At 60.7% G+C, this 24,123-nt stretch carries 14 protein-coding genes; 7 read left to right on the top strand and 7 right to left on the bottom strand.

The genetic code is table 11. The features are described 5' to 3' along the window. Window positions 1-64: 64 nt before the first annotated feature. Window positions 65-802, bottom strand: a complete 738-nt coding sequence (locus M2401_RS16235) for an ABC transporter substrate-binding protein (RefSeq protein WP_259104354.1) — start codon at window positions 800-802, stop codon at window positions 65-67. 258 nt (window positions 803-1,060) lie between these two features. Here M2401_RS16235 and M2401_RS16230 point away from each other — a divergent pair, with 258 nt between their 5' ends. After that, window positions 1,061-1,519 carry a GNAT family N-acetyltransferase gene (locus M2401_RS16230; RefSeq protein WP_259104353.1) on the top strand — a complete coding sequence of 153 codons (459 nt, stop codon included), beginning with the start codon at window positions 1,061-1,063 and terminating at the stop codon, window positions 1,517-1,519. 19 nt (window positions 1,520-1,538) lie between these two features. Here the strand turns inward: M2401_RS16230 and M2401_RS16225 are convergent, their stop codons facing one another. Further along, window positions 1,539-1,835, bottom strand: a complete 297-nt coding sequence (locus M2401_RS16225) for a winged helix-turn-helix domain-containing protein (RefSeq protein WP_259104351.1) — start codon at window positions 1,833-1,835, stop codon at window positions 1,539-1,541. Next, window positions 1,822-2,340 (bottom strand): YgjP-like metallopeptidase domain-containing protein, encoded by a 519-nt coding sequence (locus tag M2401_RS16220; protein ID WP_259104350.1) that lies wholly within the window; start codon window positions 2,338-2,340, stop codon window positions 1,822-1,824. The genes M2401_RS16225 and M2401_RS16220 overlap by 14 nt, the downstream gene beginning before the upstream one ends. 66 nt (window positions 2,341-2,406) lie before the next feature. On the opposite strand from M2401_RS16220, the gene M2401_RS16215 reads away from it, so the two are divergent. Next, a complete protein-coding gene (locus M2401_RS16215) occupies window positions 2,407-3,150 on the top strand; it encodes a hypothetical protein (RefSeq protein WP_259104348.1) in 744 nt (247 codons plus the stop codon). Window positions 3,151-3,293: 143 nt separating this feature from the next. On the opposite strand, the gene M2401_RS16210 is transcribed toward M2401_RS16215, so the two are convergent. Then, a complete protein-coding gene (locus M2401_RS16210) occupies window positions 3,294-5,423 on the bottom strand; it encodes a bifunctional diguanylate cyclase/phosphodiesterase (protein WP_259104346.1) in 2,130 nt (709 codons plus the stop codon). 314 nt (window positions 5,424-5,737) lie between these two features. Between M2401_RS16210 and M2401_RS16205 the strand changes: the two genes are divergently transcribed. Next, window positions 5,738-6,406, top strand: coding sequence for a polysaccharide lyase family 7 protein (locus M2401_RS16205; protein WP_259104345.1), 669 nt, complete (start codon window positions 5,738-5,740; stop codon window positions 6,404-6,406). Window positions 6,407-6,504: 98 nt separating this feature from the next. On the opposite strand, the gene putP is transcribed toward M2401_RS16205, so the two are convergent. After that, entirely contained in the window at window positions 6,505-7,989 is a 1,485-nt protein-coding gene (putP, locus tag M2401_RS16200) for a sodium/proline symporter PutP (RefSeq protein ID WP_259104343.1), read from the bottom strand. Window positions 7,990-8,408: 419 nt separating this feature from the next. Between putP and putA the strand changes: the two genes are divergently transcribed. Continuing rightward, window positions 8,409-12,362, top strand: coding sequence for a trifunctional transcriptional regulator/proline dehydrogenase/L-glutamate gamma-semialdehyde dehydrogenase (putA, locus tag M2401_RS16195; protein ID WP_259104342.1), 3,954 nt, complete (start codon window positions 8,409-8,411; stop codon window positions 12,360-12,362). A gap of 56 nt (window positions 12,363-12,418) precedes the next feature. Here the strand turns inward: putA and M2401_RS16190 are convergent, their stop codons facing one another. Further along, window positions 12,419-13,600: a hypothetical protein gene (locus M2401_RS16190; RefSeq protein ID WP_259104341.1), complete on the bottom strand. Its 1,182-nt coding sequence runs from the start codon at window positions 13,598-13,600 to the stop codon at window positions 12,419-12,421. Between the two features lie 291 nt (window positions 13,601-13,891). Here M2401_RS16190 and M2401_RS16185 point away from each other — a divergent pair, with 291 nt between their 5' ends. After that, window positions 13,892-15,694 carry an acyl-CoA dehydrogenase gene (locus M2401_RS16185; RefSeq protein ID WP_259104340.1) on the top strand — a complete coding sequence of 601 codons (1,803 nt, stop codon included), beginning with the start codon at window positions 13,892-13,894 and terminating at the stop codon, window positions 15,692-15,694. Here M2401_RS16185 and M2401_RS16180 read toward each other — a convergent pair. Continuing rightward, the gene (locus tag M2401_RS16180) at window positions 15,691-18,297 is read right to left on the bottom strand and encodes a dermonecrotic toxin domain-containing protein (protein ID WP_259104339.1); all 2,607 of its coding nucleotides are present in this window, start codon (window positions 18,295-18,297) and stop codon (window positions 15,691-15,693) included. The genes M2401_RS16185 and M2401_RS16180 overlap by 4 nt on opposite strands. Before the next feature lie 361 nt (window positions 18,298-18,658). Between M2401_RS16180 and M2401_RS16175 the strand changes: the two genes are divergently transcribed. Together M2401_RS16175 and mscK are read left to right on the top strand one after the other, a co-directional pair. Next, on the top strand, window positions 18,659-20,401 hold the full coding sequence (locus M2401_RS16175; protein WP_259104338.1) for a potassium/proton antiporter: 1,743 nt from the start codon (window positions 18,659-18,661) through the stop codon (window positions 20,399-20,401). 299 nt (window positions 20,402-20,700) lie between these two features. Further along, window positions 20,701-24,072 (top strand): mechanosensitive channel MscK, encoded by a 3,372-nt coding sequence (mscK, locus tag M2401_RS16170; protein ID WP_259104484.1) that lies wholly within the window; start codon window positions 20,701-20,703, stop codon window positions 24,070-24,072. The last annotated feature ends 51 nt before the right edge of the window (window positions 24,073-24,123 follow it).

Here is a 24,123-nt window from a genome sequence, read left to right as displayed (position 1 = left end):
CAAGCTAGACAGCTGCTCGGCTGCCATCGCCCCAAAATAGCCCCCGCAAAGCATCTGCCGTGTCCTACAAATCATGCAACTTGAACAACCGCTCATAAGTGCCATCGGCCTTCATCGCTTCGATCTCGCGATCGAATTTGGCGACAATCTCGGTATGGTGGGGATTCTTGAAGCTGACCAGGATATGCAGGTTGTTCTCGCTCAGCGGCACGGTGAGAAAGTCGATGGAGTCACGCACTTCGGCTGACTCGCGGGACAGCGCAAAGCGTGCGGCGAACTCGTCTTCAACGGCCAGTTGCACCCGCCCGGCCGCCAGCATGCGCAAGGCCATGGAGAAGCTGGCCACGGGCACTTTCTTCATGCTCGGGTTGTTGTCGAACTCGGGCGAGTAGGCGTAACCGCGCACGGTAGCGACGGGATAAGGGTATAGATCGGACAGCCGGGAAAAGCTGATGGATGAATCCTTGCGCTTGAGAAAACCCAGGCGGTTGACCAGAAACGGCTTGGAAAACAGGCCGATGTGGGTGCGCTCTTCGCTGTACCAGGTATCGATCAGGACGTCATAACGCCCGTCGCTCAAGCCCAGCAGCCCCCTGGCCCAAGGCACCTGATCATATTCTGTGGTGTAGCCGGCCCGTGCCAGAGCCGTACGGATCAAATCCGTTGCCAACCCGCCGTTGACCAGCGAAGTATCGGCATAGGGTGCCCATGCATCACCTGCCAGCCGCAGCACCTCCGCAGAGGTCGGCTGCATGACCAGCAGTGCGGCCAAAAACCCCATGGCACGAAGCGAACGGGACATGCGCGAGATCCTTAGGCGGGCCTGAGCCCGGCATACAACTGACGAGCGCCTGATTGTTCTCGCCACAATCATGGCGATCAGCCTCTATTGAAGACGCATTACAGACATTGCACAACTCATAACACTGTGACCTTTGTGCAGTACATCAAGAAAAACCGCGATCCCAAGCGTTGCATTTTCCCTCGTATCAGCGTTTGTTGGGGAAGCGTGCAGATACGTTTAGTATCGCGTTCAGGTTCTCCTCTGCGAGTCAGCGACATGTCAATCAAATGGATCTGCAAACACCATACCGATCTGAGCAAGGAGCAGCTCTACGCCATCCTGAAGCTGCGCTCGGAAGTCTTTGTCGTCGAGCAACAGTGCTGGTATCAGGACGTCGATGGCCTGGATCTGTCAGGCGACACCTGCCACCTGATGGCCTGGCAGGATGATCAACTGGTCGCGTATTTGCGTCTTATCGACCCAATTCAGCAGGACGGCGATGTCACCATTGGCCGCGTGGTAACAGCGCCCTCAGTGCGCAGCAAGGGTATGGGCCATCAGTTGATGACCCAGGCGCTGGAACAGGCCGAGAAAAAATGGCCCGATCAACCGATCTATCTGTCGGCCCAGGCGCATCTACAGGGCTACTACAGCCGCTACGGCTTTAACCCCGTGGGCGAGGTCTACCTGGAAGACGAAATTCCCCATATCGGCATGCGTCGCGATCTGGAGTGACACATTCACATCGGTGCGTTCAGGGGTAGCCCAGCACCGTTTTGATCCGGGCAAGATGCAAGGTGATCCAGTCCCGGTCGATGGCGCCCCAATCCAGAATGCGATAACGCCCGGCGTGATTGCGCGCGCCCTCTTCCTGCTCGAAGACACATTCGATATCCAGGTCGGCCAGGGCGGCGATGGTGTCTTGAGCCGTGCGGCGTGGCATACCGGTGACCTCGGTCAGCGCCGGAACGCTGCTGGCCAACTGGCTGTCGATCAGGTAGGCCACGTAGAGGCGGCGGTAAAAACTGCTTTTGGTTTTACTGACGTCCATCGTCTTGTCCCTTGAGGTCACGCCAGGTCAGGTAGACCCGCAGATCGAATTCCAGTTGGTGATAACCTGGCTGCATGTGTTCGCACAACTGGTAGAACGCCTTGTTGTGATCGGATTCCTTGAAGTGCGCCAGTTCATGCACCACGATCATCTTCAGGAATTGCGGCGCGGCTTCCTTGAACAGCGAGGCGACGCGGATTTCCTTCTTGGACTTGAGCCTGCCGCCCTGCACCCGGGAGATGGTCGAATGCAGACCGAGGGCGCGATGGGTCAGATCCAGACGATTGTCGAACAGCACCTTGTCGATGTTCGGCGCGTTACGCAGATGCTCCTGCTTCAATGCCAGGGCGTAGGCGTAGAGAGCCTTGTCGCTCTGCACGTCGTGGCGCTCGGCATAGCGTTGCTGTAGGTAGTCGCCCAGCTTGCCTTGGGCAATCAGGTGGCGGACCTGATCCTGCAAGTCATGGGGATAGGCTTGCAGGTATTTGAGAACGAGAGCGGTCATGGAGTCGCGGGACAGATCATGGAAAGAGACCAGTGTACAGAAACGGCCAGTGCGACGGCATGCGCCATGAGCAAAGCCATGCTCGCCAGCGCCCTGCTACTGGTCTGCAGCCTGGCTTACGGCGGGCTCAGCGAGAAGGTAGACCGGGCCCTGCAATGGTCCGGCGACCAGCTCAATCGCTGGGGCGACGCAGACCGCGAGAAAGCCCGCAGCCAGGCCCGTAGCGCCCCCTATGGCGCCGAGCCGCAAGTGCTGATCCGCCGCAGCGGCGTCGATGAATTCGGCGACCCGCGCTTTGCCAATGGCTTCACAGTAGCCGGGCAAACCCTCAAATCGGGAGATACGCTGCAACGTGCCCTGGACGTGCTCGGGCCAAACTCGCGCAAAGGCTACAACGGCACCCAAATCTGGGACGCGCTGGGTATTACCGTGCAATCCGAATGGCCCCATATTCACGACTTCAACCCGGCGGACAAACGCGAGGACCAGCCCATCACCTGGGTCTATCTGCACTTGAACGCCAGCGGTTCAGCCGTGCTCGACGCCGGGGACACACCGGCCAAGCCATTCTCGGGTTATCTGGAGCTGGACCAGGTCGGTATCGACAGCAAAACCACCCTCAAGGACATCCGCACCCTCGCCGACCGCGAAGGCCTGCGGGGCGCTCACGCCTATCTCTATTGCAGCCAGGGGCGAACCGATTGCTATATCGGCGAAGTGCCCGGCAAGCCGGGGATCGAGGTGAAGGTGTATGTGAACGACATGAGCGATGCGCAGAGTACGTTACATGGGCTAATGATCAATTTTTGAGCAACAGGTCCTCTAACGGGAAACATAATCTGTGGGACCGGCTTTAGCCGGGAAAGCGGTATTTCTGGCACAGAAAATTGAGCGGATGTACCGGCCCCTTCCCGGCTAAAGCCGGTCCCACAAAACCGCACTATGCGGCTCACTCAATGGTGCTTAAGCCCCGCCCAGTTGAACGGCTGGGGAAACCGCGCCGCGTCATCGGCCACCATCGGGTGCGCCACAAGGAAGCCCTGGATCAGCTCACAACCGTTATCGGCCAGCCACTGATATTGCTCGTAGGTTTCCACACCCTCGGCAATCACCAGTACATCCAGGTTGCGGCACAGTTCGATGATGCTGTGGGCCACGACCCTGTCCCGCGTTGAGTCGAGCATGCCGGCGATAAAGTGGCGGTCGAGTTTGAGGGTGTCCAGTTCCAGATTGCGCAGATGCGCCAAGGAGCATTCGCCGATGCCAAAGTCGTCCAGCGCCACCCGCACGCCGATCTCATGCAGCATCTGCAGTTGCTTGCGGCTGTGGACCAGGTTCTGCACCAGCGAGCTTTCGGTGATTTCCACCTCCAGCTGACCCGGCTTGAGGCCGCAGCGATTGACTGCTCGCTGCAATTCCGAGGCAAGGTTGGGCATGCTGAACTGAGTGGCACTGACGCTGATGCTGACCACCAGATCATCCGGAAACACTTCGCCCCAGATCTGCCGCTGGGTGGCGCCCTGCTCGAAGATCCAGCCACCGAGCTTGTTGATTAGCCGCGTCTCTTCCAGCAACGGAATGAACAACCCCGGCGGCACATCCCCGGCACTCGGGTGCTGCCAGCGCAACAACGCCTCGAAGCCGCGCAGACGCCCGTCGGCGATATACACCTGGGGTTGATAGACCATGGAGAAGTCTTTGCCGTCGATGGCCGTGCGTACGCTCTCTTCGAGCATCAGCCGCGAGCGGGCGCGGCCGTTCATTTCCTGATCATAGAAACGGTATTGCTGGCGTCCGGCGCGCTTGGCTTCGTACATGGCGACATCGGCAGCGCGCAGCAGGCCATCGAGATTGGAACCGCAATCGGGATAAGTAGCGATGCCGATGCTGACACCAAGGCTGACTTCCACGCCATCGAACTGCCGGCGCCCGGAGACACGTTCGATCAGCTTCTCGGCCACTTTGGCTGCCTGTTCGGGGTAATTGAGGCCATCGATCACTACAGTGAATTCATCGCCCCCCATACGCGCCAGCACGTCGTAGGGGCGCAGACAGTCGCGCAGTTGCCCGGCAACCCACAGCAGCACCTGATCCCCGGCGTCATGCCCGAAGGAGTCATTAATCCGTTTGAACCCATCCAGATCGAGGTAGAGCACCACCAGGTATTTGCCGACGTGGTCGTTGCGCAGCAGCATGCTTTCGACGGTCTGGTAGAAACCGCGACGATTGAGCAGGCCGGTCAGGGAGTCGGTCACGGCCTGATGTTCGAGCTGGCGATAGAGGTCGCGCACCACCGACATATCGAGAATGCTCAGCACCATGGCCTTCTGCTCGAGAGGCAGCGGCGCGCAGGACATTGCCACAGGCAACTGGCAGCCGCCCTGGGTACGCAGGATGGCATCGTGCACACGATAGGTATCGGCGCTACGGTAATAGCGATAGAACCCCGAATCATTCCAATCCGGCACATTGGGCTCGACGAGGTAATCGATCAGCTCCGTGCCACACAGACTTTCCACAGTGCCCTTGAGCAAACGGCAGATCGCCGGGTTGGCGAAGGTGATGATGCCCTTCTCACTGACGACCAGGATGCCTTCGTCGATATTGTCCAGCACCGACGCATTGAAGGCCCGGGCCTGTTCCAGCTCCTGACTGAGGCGTCGCAACGCGCGCTGGTTGTTCTGTTGTTCAAGCAGCGCCGTGACCTTGGGCCTGAGCACTGCGGGGTCGAAAGGCTTGAACAGGTAATCGATGGCACCGCTGGCATAGCCCTTATGCACCGCGTCCTGGGATTGCTCGTTGGCGGTCAGGAAGATGATCGGCGTCAGCCGCGTTCGCTGACTGCCGCGCATCAGGCGAGCGACCTCGAAGCCGTCCATGCCGGGCATTTGCACATCGAGCAGCACCAGATCGACGTCCTTCTCCAGAAGCACGCCCAATGCCTCAACGCCAGAACTGGCCGTGATGATGCACCAGTCCTGGCGTTGCAGGACCGCACGCATCGTCACCAGATTTTCCGGGTAGTCGTCCACGACTAATAAAACCGAGCAGCCTTCAACTGCCTTGGGTTGCACGCATTCCATGCCGCTTCTCTATATGGATTGTTTAACGCAGCCGCTCTCAGGCCCCTCATCCGAGTGAATGTCACTCTAGACCGCTCTACGGGAAACTGTAGTCAGCTAGCGAATAGCCACCTTTAAACCTCAAGCTAACCGACTAACGGTATGCCTGTGCAGGCCTTGCGTACGCTGCTTCTGCCAAAAATGGCGGCACTTTGACGCCATCCGTTCGACGGTTCGACGTTAACAGACCGCTTGCTGAAACGTATAAGGAGTGCCCCGCAAAGGGTTGAGCCAGACGCTTCTGCTGGCAATGAGACAGTTTATAAGGCACTCAAATGATTGATATGGCTTCGTGGAATCTGAGCATCCCCGTCGGTTCACCACCTGCCACTGTCGAAACCTCGCAGCTGATGAAGGGTTACGATGGCAAATACTTCCACTCAGGCTCGGACGTCATCTGGTTCTGGGCGCCGGTGACCGGCTCGCGCACTGCCAACGCTATCTACCCGCGCAGCGAGCTTCGCGAAACCTGGTCCAACGGTGAGTTGCACAACTGGCTGTACCCCGATGCCGACAACTTCCTCAACGCAACGGTAGCAGTCAACCAGGTGCCCTCATCCGGACGCATCGTCATCGGCCAGATCCATGCCTACAACAGCACCGAACCGTTATTGAAAGTGGAGTATCAATTCAAGGACGCGACCGGGGCCGGCGATATCGTGGCCAAGGTGCGCAATCGCTTCGACGACAAGAAAAGCCGGATCATCCTGATTGCCGAAGGCGTGCCGATGAACGAGCCGTTCAAGTACATCATCCACTTGAGCCCAGGCGGCGAACTCAGTGTCAGCGCGCGGAACATGAACTGGAGCAGCCCGATCAGCGCCACCTGGCGTGACAAGCCGCTGTACTTCAAGGCGGGGGTGTATACCCAGGACAACACTGGTTACACCAGCGAAGGCGGCAAGGCCACCTTCTATAATCTGGATATTGATCACAATAAATAAACAAACTGTGGGAGCGAGGCTTGCCCGCGAAGGGCGCGATAAGGTCTATCTGACAGACCGTGCACATCTCTTCGCGGGCAAGCCTCGCTCCAACAGCGTCAGGCGTTTTTGAACTCTTTCTCCGCCGCTGCAAAACGCGCCTGCATGGCTGCCGAGGGCGCCTTGCCGATCAGGCTGAACACCACGATGGCGATGCTGGCGAAGATAAAGCCCGGAATGATTTCGTACAGACCCAGCAGGTTCAGCTGCTTCCACACGATCACTGTGAACGCGCCGACCAGTACACCGGCCAGAGCGCCGTTACGGGTCATGCCTTTCCACAACACCGAAATCAGCACCACCGGCCCGAACGCCGCGCCGAAACCGGCCCAGGCGTAGCTGACCAGGCCCAGCACGCGGTTTTCCGGGTTGGCCGCCAGGGCGATGGCGATCAGCGCAACCAACAGCACCATGGCGCGACCGACCCAGACCAGCTCCTTCTGCGAGGCATTTTTACGCAAGAAGGTCTTGTAGAAGTCTTCGGTCAGGGCGCTGGAGCACACCAGCAACTGGCAGCTCAGGGTGCTCATCACCGCCGCGAGAATCGCCGACAGCAACACACCGGCAATCCACGGATTGAACAGCAGCTTGGCCAGTTCGATAAACACGCGTTCGTGGTTTTGCGTCACCGGACCGGCCACCTCAGGATGCGCCGAGAAGTAGGCGATGCCAAAGAAGCCCACGGCCACGGTGCCGCCCAGGCACAGGATCATCCAGGTCATGGAGATACGACGGGCACTGGCAATCGACTTGACCGAATCCGCCGCCATGAAGCGCGCCAGGATATGCGGCTGGCCGAAATAACCCAGTCCCCAGCCCAGCAACGAGATGATGCCGATGAAGCTGGTGTTGCGCAGCATGTCGAAGTTGTTCGGGTCCTTGGCTTCGATGGCCAGGAAGGTGGTGTCGATGCCGCCGGTGGCCAGCAGCACGATGATCGGCGTAAGAATCAGCGCGAAGATCATCAGCGTGGCCTGCACGGTATCTGTCCAGCTCACGGCCAGGAAACCACCGACGAAGGTGTAGGCGATGGTTGCCGCAGCACCGGCCCACAGCGCGGTTTCATAGGACATGCCGAAGGTGCTTTCGAACAGGCGTGCACCGGCGACGATGCCCGAGGCGCAATAAATGGTGAAGAACACCAGAATAACCACGGCCGAGATGATTCGCAGCACACCGCTGGTGTCCTCGAAACGGCTGGAGAAGTAGTCCGGCAGGGTCAGCGCATCGCCGTTGTGCTCGGTCTGTACCCGCAGGCGACCGGCAACGAACAGCCAGTTGAGGTAAGCACCGGCGATCAGGCCGATGGCGATCCAGCTTTCCGACAGACCCGACATGTAGATGGCGCCCGGAAGGCCCATCAACAGCCAGCCACTCATGTCCGAAGCACCAGCCGACAGGGCCGTGACTACGCTGCCCAGGCTGCGTCCGCCGAGGATGTAATCGGAAAGGTTATTGGTCGAGCGATAAGCCATGAGTCCGATCAGGACCATGGCGGCAATGTAGATCACAAAGGTGATCAAGGTAGGGTTGCTGACACTCATTGATTCTGCCTTGGCTTGTTTTTATAGAGCGCCGGGGTCTGTGCCACCGGCGACGCGACTGATTTTTCCTTGGGAAAACAACAGCCAATGAACGCTTCAGATCCTGCATGCACTGAAGGGGGGCATCCTATTCAACAAAACAAACAAGGTGCAACCCCTTCATGAGGATAAGTTGCACCTACTCCACAAATAAATCACTGCAAGGTCTTTCTTGCTCCCTTTCGGAGCAACAGGCCATTTTTTCAGAATAAAAAGCACTAGCTTTGTGCGCCGAGGGCCACCCATGATTTCTCTCGGGTTATCCGCATGAAATTAAACTGTCAAAAACAGGTTGCACCCGGTTGCACCCCGACAAATGCGCCGCTAATCTTGGGCAAAGCCGAAGCCACACCCACAGTGGCCGACATTGAGGACAAGACATGGCGACCACCACGCTGGGTGTAAAGCTCGACGACCCGACACGCGAACGCTTGAAAGCGGCCGCTCACTCCATTGATCGCACGCCGCACTGGCTGATCAAGCAGGCGATCTTCAATTACCTGGAGAAGCTGGAAGCGGGTGCAACCCTGTCGGAGCTCAACGGTTCAGGCGGCAAGGACAGCGATGACCTGGCCGACGCACCGGTCGATGCCGTTCACCAGTGCTTCCTCGATTTCGCCGAGAGCATCCTGCCGCAATCGGTATTGCGCGCCGCCATTACTGCCGCCTACCGTCGCCCCGAGCCGGAAGTGGTGCCGATGCTGCTTGAGCAGGCCCGCCTGCCGGCACCTATGGCTGATGCCACTTATAAGCTGGCCGCATCCATTGCAGAAAAACTGCGTAATCAGAAGAGCGCTGGCGGCCGCGCCGGTATCGTGCAGGGCCTGTTGCAGGAATTTTCCCTGTCGTCCCAGGAAGGTGTGGCCCTGATGTGCCTCGCTGAGGCGCTGCTGCGCATCCCGGACAAAGGCACCCGCGACGCCCTGATCCGCGACAAGATCAGCACCGGCAACTGGCAGCCGCACCTGGGCAACAGCCCGTCGCTGTTCGTCAATGCTGCGACCTGGGGCCTGTTGCTAACCGGCAAGCTGGTCTCGACCCACAACGAAACCGGCCTGACCTCGTCCCTGAGCCGCATCATCGGCAAGAGCGGCGAGCCCATGATCCGCAAGGGTGTGGACATGGCCATGCGCTTGATGGGCGAGCAGTTCGTCACCGGAGAGACCATCGGCGAAGCCCTGGCCAACGCCAGCCGTTTCGAAGCCAAGGGCTTCCGCTATTCCTACGACATGCTCGGTGAAGCCGCCCTGACCGAACACGACGCGCAGAAATACCTGGCGTCCTACGAGCAGGCCATCCACTCCATCGGCAAGGCCTCCCACGGTCGCGGCATCTACGAAGGTCCGGGCATCTCCATCAAGCTGTCAGCCCTGCACCCGCGTTACAGCCGCGCCCAGTACGAGCGCGTCATGGACGAGCTGTACCCGCGCCTGCTGTCCCTGACCCTGCTGGCCAAGCAATATGACATCGGCCTGAACATCGACGCCGAAGAGGCTGACCGCCTGGAGCTGTCCCTCGACCTGCTCGAGCGCCTGTGCTTCGAACCGCAACTGAGCGGCTGGAACGGCATCGGCTTCGTGATCCAGGCCTACCAGAAGCGTTGCCCTTATGTGATCGACTACGTGATCGACCTGGCGCGCCGCAGCCGTCATCGCCTGATGATCCGCCTGGTCAAAGGCGCGTACTGGGACAGCGAGATCAAGCGCGCCCAGGTAGAAGGCCTGGAAGGCTATCCGGTCTATACCCGCAAGGTGTACACCGACGTTTCCTACATCGCCTGTGCACGCAAACTGCTGTCGGTGCCGGAAGTCATCTACCCGCAGTTCGCCACCCACAACGCCCATACCTTGTCGGCCATCTACCATATTGCCGGTCAGAACTATTACCCCGGCCAGTACGAATTCCAGTGCCTCCACGGCATGGGCGAGCCGCTGTACGAGCAGGTTGTAGGCAAGGTATCCGAAGGCAAGCTGAACCGTCCGTGCCGCGTGTACGCACCGGTCGGCACCCACGAAACCCTGCTGGCCTACCTGGTTCGCCGCCTGCTGGAAAACGGCGCCAACACCTCGTTCGTCAACCGCATTGCCGACCAGTCCATCTCGATTCAGGAACTGGTGGCCGATCCGGTCAGCAGCATCGAGCACATGGCCACCCAGGAAGGCGGTTTCGGCCTGCCGCACCCGCGCATTCCGCTGCCGCGCGACCTCTACGGCCCGGACCGCGCCAACTCCAGCGGCATCGACATGGCCAACGAACACCGCCTGGCATCGTTGTCCTCGGCCCTTCTGGCCACTGCCCACACCGACTGGAAAGCCGGCCCGATGCTCGGCGGCAACGCCAGCGAAGGTACTGCTGCCCCGGTGCTCAACCCGTCTGACCTGCGCGATGTAGTCGGCCATGTTCAAGAAGCCAATCTGGACGACGTCGATACTGCCATCCAGAGCGCCCTTAATGCCGGGCCGATCTGGCAAGCCACGCCGCCGGCCGAACGTGCAACCATCCTTGAGCGCGCCGCCGACCTGATGGAAGCCGAGATCCAGCCACTGATGGGCCTGCTGGCCCGTGAAGCCGGCAAGACCTACGCCAACGCCATCGCCGAAGTGCGCGAAGCCGTGGACTTCCTGCGCTACTACGCGGTGCAGGCACGCAACGACTTCAGCAACGACGCCCACCGCCCACTGGGCCCGGTGGTCTGCATCAGCCCGTGGAACTTCCCGCTGGCAATTTTCAGTGGCCAGGTCGCCGCAGCCCTGGCCGCCGGTAACCCGGTCCTGGCCAAGCCTGCCGAACAAACGCCGCTGATTGCTGCGCAAGCGGTACGCATCCTGCTCGAAGCCGGTATTCCGGAAGGCGTGGTGCAACTGCTGCCGGGCCGCGGTGAAACCGTCGGCGCCCGTCTGGTCGGTGACGATCGGGTCAAAGGCGTAATGTTCACCGGTTCCACCGAAGTCGCTCGCCTGCTGCAACGCAACATTGCCGGCCGCCTTGACACCCAGGGTCGGCCAATCCCGCTGATCGCCGAAACCGGCGGCCAGAACGCAATGATTGTCGACTCCTCGGCCCTCACCGAACAGGTTGTCATAGACGTCGTATCCTCGGCCTTCGACAGCGCCGGTCAACGTTGCTCGGCCCTGCGCGTGCTGTGCCTGCAGGAAGATTCAGCCGACCGCGTGATCGAAATGCTCAAGGGCGCCATGGCCGAGTCGCGCCTGGGCAACCCCGAGCGCCTGTCCGTGGACATCGGCCCGGTGATCGACGCCGAAGCCAAGGCAGGCATCGAGAAGCACATTCAGGCCATGCGCGACAAAGGCCGCACGGTCTATCAGATGGCGATTGCCGACAGCGAAGAAATCAAGCGCGGCACCTACGTGATGCCAACCCTGATCGAACTGGAGAGCTTCGACGAGCTGCAACGGGAAATTTTCGGCCCGGTGCTGCACGTTGTGCGCTACAAGCGCAAGGAACTGGACGCCCTGATCGGCCAGATCAATGCCTCCGGCTACGGCTTGACCCTGGGCGTACACACCCGCATCGACGAGACCATCGCCAAGGTGATCGACAACGTCAACGCCGGTAACGTCTATGTCAACCGCAACATCGTCGGCGCCGTGGTCGGGGTGCAACCCTTTGGTGGTGAAGGCCTGTCGGGCACCGGTCCGAAAGCCGGTGGCCCGCTGTACCTGTATCGCCTGCTATCGACTCGTCCGAGCGATGCCATCGAGCAATCGTTCGCCCGTGGCGATGCCCTGAGCACGCCGGACGTGCGCCTGCGCGACGCCATGAGCAAGCCATTGGCCGCCCTGCAGACCTGGGCCGAGAGCCAGAGCCTCAGCGAGCTCAAAGCCCTGTGCATCAGCTTCGCCACCCAGTCGCAAAGCGGTATCACCCGCCTGCTCACCGGTCCGACCGGCGAGCGCAACAGCTATGCGATCCTGCCGCGTGAGCACGTACTCTGCCTGGCCGACGATGAAACCGATTTGCTGGCGCAACTGGCAGCGGTATTGGCTGTAGGTAGCACCGCCGTGTGGCCGGAAGGCGAACTGAGTCGCACCCTGGCTGCCCGCCTGCCCAAAGAAGTGCAGGCGCGCATTCAGCGTGTGGCCGACTGGACCAAGGACGAGGTGGTGTTCGACGCCGTGCTGCATCACGGCGACTCGGATCAGTTGCGCTCGGTCTGCGAACAGATTGCCCAACGCGCCGGTGCTATCGTCGGCGTCAACGGCCTGTCCCACGGCGAGAGCAACATTGCCCTGGAACGTCTGGTCATTGAACGCGCCCTGAGCGTCAACACCGCAGCGGCGGGTGGCAATGCCAGCCTGATGACCATCGGTTAAGGGTCGTCCTGCTACGAACAACGGGGAAGACGCTCAGGCTCTTCCCCGTTTTTATGTCAGCCCTGAAGCCGGTACAGCACACTGCTGCGCCCTACCCCACTGACCAGAATCTTGTCGTCCGCCTGCACCGCCAGGGCGTAAAAGCGCTCCCCCGGTTGCCCCAGCAACACTTCGCCGCGATTGCCAAAGCTGCAGTCCTTTTCGCCATTGACCAGATAACGCCTGACCACGCTGTCGGGGTAAAGATTACTGGCCAGCACGATAATGCGGTCATCCGACTGCACCGCCACATCGGAATAGGCGCCAGCAATGACGATAGGCTTCCCCGCATTGAAGCCGACATCCAGTTCACCGTGCTCCGTCACCCGAATAAAACACGAGTAGATAGCGCCCTGACCGTCGTAGGACTGAATGATCACCAGCAAACCATGGCGAGTGGCGATCACTCGCTGAATCGACAGCTGGCGATACAGCGAATGGCTCGGCGGGTAAGTAAACCGGCCATTGGCGCCGAATGCCGACACCACCTCGCCGCTATCGCGGTCAAAGCAGCACAGCGTCAGGCTCGAATCGGAAGACGTCCAGGGATGAATATCGGCGGCCACGACCAGATGCCCCTGCTCGCCGGTGATCGCCAGATCATTGAAACGCACGTAAGTGTTATCCAGGCAGAAATCCAGGGTGCCATTGTCGGCAAAAGCGTCGTCCCGCTCACCCCCGGGCAAACGGCGATACAAAGCACCGCCGCATTTGCCGTTGTGCATGGTACTTGAGCACATCCACAGGCAACCGCCTTGTCCTGTGGTGATCATGGGATGGGTGGTGTTGGATTTGGCGCCGGGGGTGGTCAATTGCCAGCGATTCAGGCATTGGCCGTGGGCTGTACAGCGCAGCAGTTCGTCCCGGGATTTGTCGGCAACATTGCCCACCAGCATCAGCTCGCCATGGTCATTGCTGGCAAACCCGGAAAATCGATGGACCGATACCTGCGCCGGTTCGCCGAGCAAGTAACCACCATCGGCAAAGGAACGGTCCAGCTCTCCTGCGGGCGTTGTCCGGGCAGCGGCGAAACGGTGAGTCTTTTCATTCTTGAGCTGAATGCTGCCTATGCAGAGCGAGCAATTGGACTCGAGTGCATAGACTTTGCGCAATTGCGCTTCACGACAATCACGCCCCAATAACAATCGCCCGCGATCGGCGAAATCAGCATCCAGCTCTCCTGCTGTCGAAATGGCCATGATCTTCCTCCTGATCAATTATTTGCCTGACTTCTTTATTAATCAGCTTATACGCCGTGGTCGGCGGGCCTTGATCAATGGATGGGCGGCTTCTTTCTGCACGGGCTTTTTGCAGGGCCGCCTTTAGCCGGGAGGATGTCGGCAGCTGCGTGGACGCTCTCCCGGCTAAAGCCGGTCCTACAGAGTTCATTGCACACAGCACAAGGCCCGATCATCACCCTCATCAATCATGCTGTGCAGGGTTAATTCACCTGACTAGACTCGATGCATTCCAACAAAAGGTAAGCCGCCATGTCCGAGACGCTGCTCAATTCCCGCAATCTGGCTTTCGAGCTGTATGAGGTGTTGGACGCCGAGTCTTTGACCCGCCGTGAGCGTTTCGCCGAACACAATCGCGAGACCTTCGATGCGGCCATCGGCACGGCCCGCACCATTGCCGAGAAATATTTCGCGCCGCATAACCGCAAGGCCGATGAAAACGAGCCGCGCTATGAGAATGGCGCAGCGGTGCTAATCCCCGAGGTCAAGCCGGCGGTGGATGCCTTTCTCGAAGCGGGCTTTCTCAACGCCGCGCGCAGCTTCGAGGCCGGCGGCATGCAGTTGCCGACGCTGTTGTCACAGGCCTGTTTCGCCCATTTCCAAGCGGCTAATGCCGGGACCACGGCCTATCCGTTCCTGACCATGGGCGCGGCCAATCTGATCGAGAGTTTTGGCAGCGACGAGCAGAAACGCCTGTTCCTGCAACCGATGATCGACGGGCGTTTCTTCGGCACCATGGCCCTGACCGAACCCCATGCGGGCTCGTCGCTGTCGGATATCCGTACCCGCGCCGAACCGGCCGGGGATGGCACTTATCGCCTGCGCGGCAACAAGATCTTTATCTCCGGCGGCGACCATCCGCTGTCGGAAAACATCGTGCACATGGTCCTGGCCAAGCTGCCGGATGCACCCGCCGGGGTGAAGGGTATATCGCTGTTTATCGTGCCCAAGTTTCTGGTCAACGAAGACGGCAGCCTCGGCCCGCGCAATGACGTGATCCTCGCCGGACTGTTTCACAAGATGGGTTGGCGTGGCACTACCTCTACTGCGTTGAATTTCGGCGATAACGGTGAGTGTGTCGGCTATCTGGTGGGCAAGCCGCATCAAGGCCTGAGCTGCATGTTCCAGATGATGAACGAGGCACGCATCGGCGTCGGTATGGGCGCGGTGATGCTCGGCTACGCCGGTTACCTGTATTCGCTGGAATACGCCCGTGAGCGCCCGCAGGGCCGACTGCCGGATAGCAAGAGCCCGGACAGCGCGCCCGTGCCGATCATCCGCCACGCCGACGTCAAGCGCATGTTGCTGACCCAGAAAGCTTATGTCGAAGGTGCATTTGACCTTGGGCTATACGCCGCGCGGCTATTCGACGACACCACCACAGGCGAGACCGAAGAAGTGCGCCAGCAGGCCCACGAACTGCTGGACCTGCTGACGCCCATCGTCAAATCCTGGCCGTCGGAGTTCTGCCTCAAGGCCAATGAGCTGGCGATCCAGATCCTCGCCGGTCACGGCTACACCCGGGAATACCCGGTGGAGCAGTACTACCGCGATAACCGCCTGAACCCGATCCATGAAGGCACCCACGGCATCCAGTCCCTCGACCTGCTGGGGCGCAAGCTCGCGCAGAACAGCGGCGCCGGGCTCAAGCAACTGCTGCGTCTGATCGCCACCACGGCCAAGCGGGCCCAGGGCTATCCAGGCCTGGATGCCCTGCGCCAGCCACTGGAACAACTGGTGGCACGCCTGCAAGCCGTAACCCTCGGCCTGCTCGGCGACCTGAGCCAAGGCAAGGTCAACTCGACCCTGGCCAACTCGGCGCTGTACCTAAAAGTCTTCGGCCATACCGTGATCGGCTGGCGCTGGCTTGAGCAAGCGATTCATGCCGAGCAGGGCCTCGCCAAAGGCAACCCGGCAGACACGGACTTCTATCAGGGCAAGCTGCAGGCGGCGCGCTACTTCCTGACTTGGGAAATCCCCGGTTGCCATCACGAGCTGGCGATTCTCGAAAGCCGTGATGACGTCTGCCTGGGCATGCAAGAGAGCTGGTTTTAATAGCGCAGGCCAGCCGGTTGCAGCGGGAAGAAGCGCTCTACCAGTACACGCCCCTCCTCGCCCAGTTTTGCCGCGTACTGCTCGCGGCTGAAGGGCTCGCCGGTGCGCATGTCGTAAAGCCTGTGCCAGACCTTGGGCTGCGGGATTTCGGTGATGCGCACCCGGATAAAACGGTAGTTGAGACCCGTCACCTGCTGAATGCCGTCAATCAGGAAGTAATGCCCGGGCATGAAGATCGACTCGACTTCTTCCTGATCCGAGGAGAACGGCGCAACGGGCGTGGCGCCCAGGTAGTGTTTTTCCGGCAGCTCGAAAACCACCGAGGTGTCGTCAAAGGTGATCGACTCACCACTCAGGGCAAAGTCCGGCGAGTTGCGGCCCGCCTGGCTGCTGCAAAACGCCCGTGCCAGGTAGGGATTTTCGCTGAAAGAACTGATATCGGTGTTGACCAACACGTCCCCGGCCCTGACATCGCTGTTGCGGAAAAAGCTGCCGGAGGTGCCCCGCGCGCCGTTGCCACCGCGATACAGAGTGGCGTTGTTGTTATGCCCTACCGCTTGCAGGTCGTCGGCCAGTTCTTCGATCAGCCGGGCCTGCCCCGGACCTGAAGGCACCCCGGTACGCAGGTAGTTGTTGAAGGCAGCATCCTCGGTCGTATACAGGCTGATACGCCCTCCCACGTAGCGCCCGCTCGCGGTCTTGAAGACCCGATGCACATCACCCCAGCTATCGATATAGATCTCGTCCTGACTCGCGTCCCGACCAATGCGGCCACCGGGTTCGACCTCGGGCAGGTTGATAGCTGCTTCCTGGCGGGCCAGGCCCAGTTGCGATTGAAAGGTCTCGTCCGGCAGATTGAACTGCATGAACACGTCCCAGAAGGCCGAGCGGACCGACCTGATCTGGCCGGGCGGCGTGCCCGCCACCAACTCCGCCGGATTTGGCACCAACTCCCATTCATCCAGGCGATTGAGCCGCACCGGGCGGCCCGCACTGGAACCCGGCGCATCCGGATCGACAATGCCCCAGCGACCCGAAGCCTCGCTGTAGCTCACCCGGTAAGGCATGTCGTCGAGGCTGATCCAGGTCTCACCATTGACCAACTGCTGTACGCCGCGCAGATGCCCGAGCGCTTCAAGGGGCTCGTCAGTCAGCACGACGTTACCTTCAAGCCCCGCCAGATCACTGACTGAGCTGAATTCAAACGTCAGCTCGCTCAGATTGTCAGCCGCAGGCACGGCAGGCGGGGTGGCGTTGCCGATTGTTGCCGCGCGGCTCAGGCCAATCAGTATCGGCAGGTTGAAGACCAAAAAAATCGAACTGAAGATGGCGCCGATCAACCCGGCCTTGCGCTCTCGGGCGCTTTTGCCGTGGATGGCCTGATCGGCATTCAGCGCGACATTGGCAACCCCCGCCCCCACCAACGTCAGCGCCACCGGCCAGCCCAGCGGGGCCAAGCCACCAAACACGCTGATGAAGGCACTCAGGTAGCCGATCCACATGCGCTTGCGCAGATCACTGTTGGAGGTCATCAGGATCTGGGCATCGCTGAGCATTTGCTGTTGGGCAATGTCACGCAGGTGTTCGAACACATCCCCGGTGATGACTCTGTCGGCGGAGTTGATCAGGTTCTGTCCAGCGTGCCATGGCGCGTTGCGGATCTGCCGCAGGGTTTCGTCGAAGGCATCGCCATGCAACTGCCTGGCCGCGTCGGTGCGCAGAAACATGGCCTTGAGGGCATTGCGGGCCGCCGCAGAATCCAGGCGCGAACGCACCCAGCGATAAAGCTCGCGCTGCGAAGCAAAGATATGGAACACCTGGGCGTCCCCAGGCAAATACACGACCTGCCAGCCATTGCCAACGATACGAAAGCCATCGCTGCACACATGACCGCCAATATCAAAGCTGTGCAAGGTGATTCCCGGCCCGGTATGCACGGTAACTTGCAGTGCATGCAGGGTCATGACCGGTTGCAGCTTGCCGACGACCGCGCCGGTCAGTTGCTTGAACTGGGGTACGGTCAGACCACCAATGCGCAATTGATGACCGGCCGCGGCGAGAAATCGCGAGCGGGCCAGGGTGCAGAAATTGTTGCTGTGGGTCGCCCAGAAACTGTCTATGCGCGCGCGGAACAGGACACTGAAATCAAGCGCCCAGAAATCCGTCAGGATCTGCTGCGGCAGCATCGCCACTTCGTTGCGCTCGTCGTACACACCGTGCAACGGCCCATCGGTGTAAAAGCCGCCGTAGAGGGAAAGCTCGTCGCTGGCCTGCTGATCGTGGGTAGAAAAGCGCTGCAGCATCAGCTCGACAAAGGTCATGGACTCCACCGGCTCGCCGCAATGCTGCCAGCCAGTGAAAGTCCGCGGGCTGTTGGCAGCATTGCGAAAGCGGTGCCAATAGACTTTTTCCGGGTCCAGTTGCCTGCCAGTGTGGCGCAGCAGCAACTTGCCTGCTTCGGCATAGGCCACACCGTGGACATCCGGGTAGTCGTCTATGAGCTGTCGCGCCATCTGTTTGAGGCGCTGCTCATCGCGGATGTAACGCACGTCGGCGATGTCTTGGGTGAAGCTGAACGAGGGTTCGATTTGAGGGCGATGCATGGGGCTTTCCTTGGTAGAGAGAAAGGCATGCACGTGAGCAGATTGAGCGGGAAGTGGTGCGGTAACTATGTATCTTCTATGCAGGACCGGTTTTAGCCGGGAGAAAGCTGGTACATCCAATACGTTATCCCGTTGGAGCGAGGCTTGCCCGCGAATTGAGCGATGCATTAATCCAGACACAACGCGTCAAGGCATTCGCGGGCAAGCCGCGCTCCAACGGCATCGGACGCACGATCTTCTGATTAATCATTAGCAATGCTTTGACAGCGAACCAATTCAACAGGTTAGAATCCCTTGGCACGTTGACTGCATGGTCTATCCGTGTGCGTTAACCCCTTTCGTTGTTTATGGAGTACCGCCCTTGGATGCCACCACCATCAACAGCCTGTTCCTGATCGGCGCGTTGCTGGTAGCGGCGAGCATTCTGGTTAGCTCCTTGTCTTCGCGTCTCGGCATCCCGATTCTGGTCATCATCCTCGCGGTAGGCATGACTGCGGGCGTGGACGGCGGCGGCATCGTCTTTGATAACTACCCGACTGCCTATCTGGTGGGCAACCTCGCACTTGCCGTGATCCTTCTCGACGGCGGCCTGCGCACGCGAGTGGCGAGTTTCCGCGTAGCTCTCTGGCCTGCGTTATCCCTGGCCACGGTCGGCGTGCTGATAACTACCGGCCTGACCGGCCTGGTCGCGGCCTGGCTGTTCGATTTGAACCTGATCCAGGGTCTGCTGATCGGCGCCATCGTTGGCTCCACGGACGCCGCTGCGGTGTTCTCCCTGCTCGGCGGCAAGGGCCTGAACGAACGGGTCACCGCCAGCCTGGAGATCGAGTCCGGCAGCAACGACCCCATGGCCGTATTCCTCACTGTCACCCTGATCGACATGCTCGCCAGCGGCGAAACCGGCCTGCACTGGAGCTTGCTCGGCCATCTGGTGCGCGAGTTCGGTATCGGCGGGGTGATCGGCCTGGGCGGCGGCTGGATGATGTTGCAACTGGTCAACCGCATCAATCTGGCGGCCGGCCTGTATCCGATTCTGGTGATCGCCGGCGGCCTGGCGGTGTTCGCCCTGACCAACGCCATCCACGGCAGCGGCTTCCTCGCCGTGTACCTGTGCGGCCTGGTGATGGGCAACCAACCGATCCGCAGCCGCCACGGCATCCTGCATATGCTCGACGGCATGGCCTGGCTGGCGCAGATCGGCATGTTCCTGGTGCTGGGCCTGCTGGTCACGCCCCATGACCTGCTGCCCATCGCCCTCCCGGCGTTGGGCCTGGCGCTGTGGATGATTCTGGTGGCGCGGCCGCTGTCGGTACTGGCTGGCCTGCTGCCCTTCAAAGCCTTCCATGGTCGCGAAAAGGCCTTTATCGCCTGGGTCGGCCTGCGTGGCGCGGTCCCCATCATTCTGGCGGTGTTCCCGCTGATGGCCGGGTTGCCCCATGCGCAGCTGTATTTCAACCTGGCGTTCTTTATCGTGCTGGTCTCGCTGCTGGTACAGGGCACGAGCCTGCCATGGGTGGCCAAGCTGCTGAAAGTCACGGTGCCACCGGAGCCTGCGCCGATTTCCCGCGCGGCCCTGGAAGTGCACGTCACCAGCGAGTGGGAGCTGTTCGTCTACCGCCTCGGCGCCGAGAAATGGTGCATTGGCGCCGCCCTGCGCGAACTGAAGATGCCCGAAGGCACGCGGATCGCCGCACTGTTCCGTGGCCAGCAACTGTTGCACCCGTCCGGTAGTACGGTGCTGGAAGTCGACGACCTGCTCTGCGTCATCGGCCATGAGCATGACCTGCCCGCTCTGGGCAAACTGTTCAGCCAGGCACCGCAACGCGGCCTGGACTTGCGCTTCTTCGGCGATTTCGTCCTCGAAGGCGACGCGCAACTGGGTGCAGTCGCGGCCCTGTACGGCCTGAAACTCGACGGCCTCGATCCGCAACAGCCCCTGAGCCAGTTCATCGTGCAGAAGAACCGCGGCGAACCGGTGGTCGGCGACCAGATCGAGTGGAACGGCACGATCTGGACAGTTGCCGTCATGGAAGGAAACAAAATCCTCAAAGTCGGTGTCAGATTCCCCGAAGGAAGCCGCCCGGGCCCCGGGTTGTTTCTCTAAAAAGCACACCACTGCAGGTAGGCACGAATTCTGTGGAAGCTCTGTGGGAGATCCCGCCCCGTCTGCGACGCCGCGCTGTCACGCAGCAAACACTAGCCGAGCCAGGGAGCAAATCTGTGGGAGCGAATTCATTCGCGAAGAGGCCGGTACATTCGCCGCATCTTCATCGCCTGGAACACCGCTTTCGCGAATGAATTCGCTCCCACGGAATTCGCTTCTAACTGATTGGTATTCGGTATTTGTCCTGAAACACCAACACCCCCTACACTCCCTTTTCTTGCCTAGCTCGACCGGTGTCTATCTTGTCCTTGCGTACCCTGTTCACGGCCTTGCTGTTCGGATTTTGCCTGTCCTCCTTCTCCGCGCTTGCGGCCGACCCTCCGTCTCGCGACACCGTGCAGCAAAGCCTGGACAAAATCGCTGACCGCAAGCTGGCCGACGCCGATCAGAAAGCCTTGCAGCAGGTGCTGGAACAGACCCTGAGCTTTATGGATGCCCAACAGGACAGCGAGCAGAAGCTTAACGACCTCAAGCAGCAGTTGAGCCAGGCGCCCAAGCAGACCACCGACAACCAGCGTGAACTGGCCAAGCTCAAGGAGGCCAAGACCACGCCGGTAGCCCAGCGCTACGGCAACCTCGATGTGCCGCAGCTCGAACAGATGCTGGCCCAGCGCGGCGCCCAGCAGAGCGATCTGCAAAAGGCCCTGAATGACGCCAACAGCCTGACCATCACCGCCCAGACCCGCCCCGAACGGGCCCAGGCCGAGATCAGCGCCAACCAGAACCGCATCCAGCAGATCAACATGCTGCTCAAGGCAGGCAAGGACAACGGCAAGCTGCTCAACGCCGACCAGCGCAACCTGCTCAATGCCGAACTGGCCTCGATCAACGCCCTGAACCTGTTGCGCCGTCAAGAGCTGGCCGGCAACAGCCAGCTACAGGACCTGGGTGGCAGCCAGCGTGACCTGCTGACGGAAAAAACCGCGCGCATGGATCAGGAAATCCAGGACCTGCAAACCCTGATCAACGACAAGCGCCGGGCGCAGTCGCAGAAAACCGTGACCGAGCTGTCCCTGGAAGCAGAAAAATCCGGCGGCAGCAGCCTGCTGGCCACCGAAAGCGCGGCCAACCTCAAGCTCTCCGACTACCTGTTGCGCGGCACCGACCGCCTCAACGAACTGACACAGCAGAACCTCAAGGCCAAGCAGCAGCTCGACGCCCTGACCCAGAGCGACCAGACCCTGGACGAGCAGATCAACGTGCTGCGCGGCAGCCTGTTGCTGTCCAAGATCCTTTATAAGCAGAAGCAGGCCCTGCCGCATCTGGTACTGGATAAAGGCCTGGCCGACGAAATCGCCGATATTCGCCTGTACCAGTTCGATATCAACCAGCAACGCGAGCAGATGAGCAGCCCGAGCGCCTATGTCGACAGGCTGCTGACCACCCAGGCGCCCCAGGATGTCACCCCGGCCCTGCGCAAGACCCTGCTCGACCTGGCGACCACCCGCAGCGACCTGCTCGAACGCCTGAACCGCGAACTCAGCGCTCTGCTCAACGAATCCATCACCTTGCAGCTGAACCAGAAACAACTGGTCAGCACCGCCATCGGCCTGCGTACCACCCTCGACGAGCAGATGTTCTGGATCCCCAGCAACAAGCCGCTGGACCTTGAGTGGCTGCAAGGCATCGGCCCGCGCCTGCAAAAACAGGTCACTACCCTGCCATGGACCTCCAGCGTCAAAGAACTGGCCGACGGCCTGATCCAGCGCCCGCTGCTGTTCCTGCCGTTGCTGTTGGTGATCGGCGTGCTGACCTGGAAGCGCAATGCGCTCTATCACAAGCTGACGCGCCTGCACGCCAACATTGGCCACTTCCGCCGCGATAACTGGTGGCAGACACCCCTGGCGCTGTTGATCAACGTGTCGCTGGCCATGCCAGTGTCCCTGGGCCTGGCCCTGTGCGCTTATGCACTGCAAGTCGATGCACGCGGGCAGAACGCCAATATGGGCGCGGCGCTGCTGCAGCTGGCCCTCGCCTGGCTGGTGTTCTACACCGCGTACCGCACCCTGGCACCGGATGGCGTGGCGCAGCTGCACTTTCGCTGGGAGAAGGCTCAGGTCGAGTTCCTGCGCGGCTGGGTCCGCCGCCTGGGTCTGGTCGTCCTCGCCCTGGTCACAGTGGTAGCAGTGGCCGAGCACCAACCGGCGGCCCTGGCTGATGATGTGATCGGCATCGGCGTCGTGTTGACCTGCTATGCCCTGATGACCTGGTTGCTCAGCCGCCTGCTGCTGGCCAGCCCCAACCATCGCAACGCCTCGCTGTTTCGCAAGGCCATGGCCCTGGCGTTCACCGCCCTGCCGGTGGCACTGTTCCTGGCCGTGTGCTTCGGTTACTACTACACCGCCCTCAAGCTCAGCGACCGCCTGATCGATACCCTGTACCTGATCATGCTCTGGCTGGTCATCGAAGCCACCTTCGTCCGTGGCCTGGGTGTCGCGGCCCGGCGCCTGGCCTATCAGCGCGCCCTGGCCAAACGCCAGGCTGCCAAGGAAAGTGGCGACGGCGAAGGCGTGATCGAAGAACCGACCCTGGATATCGAACAGGTCAACAGCCAGTCCCTGCGCCTGATTCGCCTGGCTCTGCTGGCCGGCTTCGTCGGCGCGCTGTACTGGGTCTGGGCCGATCTGATTTCGGTGTTCTCGTATCTGGACAACATCACCCTCTACGAATACACCAGCGGCACCGGCGCCACCATGAGCATGGTGCCCATCAGCCTCGGCGACCTGATCGGCGCCGCAGTGATCATCGCCATTACCTTCGTCCTCGCCGGCAACCTGCCCGGCCTGCTCGAAGTGTTGGTGCTGTCACGCCTGAACCTGGCACAGGGCAGCGCCTATGCCACCACCACGTTGCTGTCCTATGCCATCGCCGGGATCGGCTTCGTCTCGACCCTGTCGACTCTGGGCGTGAGCTGGGACAAGTTGCAATGGCTGGTCGCAGCGCTATCGGTCGGCCTGGGTTTCGGCATGCAGGAAATCTTCGCCAACTTCATCTCCGGCATCATGATCCTGTTCGAGCGTCCGGTACGGATCGGCGACACCATCACCATCGGCAACCTGTCGGGCACGGTGAGCAAGATCCGCATCCGCGCCACCACCATCACCGACTTCGACCGTAAGGACATCATTGTCCCGAACAAAACGTTCATCACCGGACAACTGATCAACTGGTCGCTGACCGACACCGTTACCCGCGTCACCCTCAAGGTCGGTGTCGACTACGGTTCGGACCTGGACCTGGTGCGCACCCTGTTGCTCAAGGCGGCCAAGGACAACCCGCGGGTGCTCAAGGACCCGGCGCCCATCGTGTACTTCCTCAACTTCGGTGAAAGTACCCTGGACCACGAACTGCGCATGCACGTACGGGACCTGGGCGACCGCAACCCGGTGATCGACGAGATCAACCGGTTCATCAACCGTGAGTTCAAGAAAGAGCACATCAACATCTCCTTCCGGCAGATGGAGGTCTACCTCAAGAACCTGCACGGCGAGGAATACAAGCTGGTGCCGCTCAAGGAAGGCACGCCCGAAGCCACGCCAGTCACTAAAGATGAGCCGATCAAACCGGCCCCCAAGGACGCGCCGGAACCGCCGGAACTGCGCCTTGACTGATTAGTCAGTGGACGCGGCAGGGTTAACCCCAGCAAAATGCTCGGACATTTT

Origin of the sequence: Pseudomonas sp. JUb42 (assembly GCF_024807945.1) — a bacterium.
Classification (GTDB): Bacteria; Pseudomonadota; Gammaproteobacteria; order Pseudomonadales; family Pseudomonadaceae; genus Aquipseudomonas.
The sequence above is the reverse complement of the archived record's forward strand: the minus strand, read 5'-3'. Positions and strand labels throughout refer to the sequence as shown.

Coding starts and splice junctions, on each gene's coding strand:
- M2401_RS16190 (WP_259104341.1), bottom strand. CDS start 13,600: ATGGCCATTTCGACAGCAGGAGAGCTGGATGCTGATTTCGCCGATCGC.
- M2401_RS16210 (WP_259104346.1), bottom strand. CDS start 5,423: ATGGAATGCGTGCAACCCAAGGCAGTTGAAGGCTGCTCGGTTTTATTA.
- M2401_RS16205 (WP_259104345.1), top strand. CDS start 5,738: ATGATTGATATGGCTTCGTGGAATCTGAGCATCCCCGTCGGTTCACCA.
- M2401_RS16180 (WP_259104339.1), bottom strand. CDS start 18,297: ATGCATCGCCCTCAAATCGAACCCTCGTTCAGCTTCACCCAAGACATC.
- M2401_RS16185 (WP_259104340.1), top strand. CDS start 13,892: ATGTCCGAGACGCTGCTCAATTCCCGCAATCTGGCTTTCGAGCTGTAT.
- M2401_RS16235 (WP_259104354.1), bottom strand. CDS start 802: ATGTCCCGTTCGCTTCGTGCCATGGGGTTTTTGGCCGCACTGCTGGTC.
- M2401_RS16220 (WP_259104350.1), bottom strand. CDS start 2,340: ATGACCGCTCTCGTTCTCAAATACCTGCAAGCCTATCCCCATGACTTG.
- M2401_RS16230 (WP_259104353.1), top strand. CDS start 1,061: ATGTCAATCAAATGGATCTGCAAACACCATACCGATCTGAGCAAGGAG.
- putA (WP_259104342.1), top strand. CDS start 8,409: ATGGCGACCACCACGCTGGGTGTAAAGCTCGACGACCCGACACGCGAA.
- putP (WP_259104343.1), bottom strand. CDS start 7,989: ATGAGTGTCAGCAACCCTACCTTGATCACCTTTGTGATCTACATTGCC.
- M2401_RS16215 (WP_259104348.1), top strand. CDS start 2,407: ATGAGCAAAGCCATGCTCGCCAGCGCCCTGCTACTGGTCTGCAGCCTG.
- M2401_RS16225 (WP_259104351.1), bottom strand. CDS start 1,835: ATGGACGTCAGTAAAACCAAAAGCAGTTTTTACCGCCGCCTCTACGTG.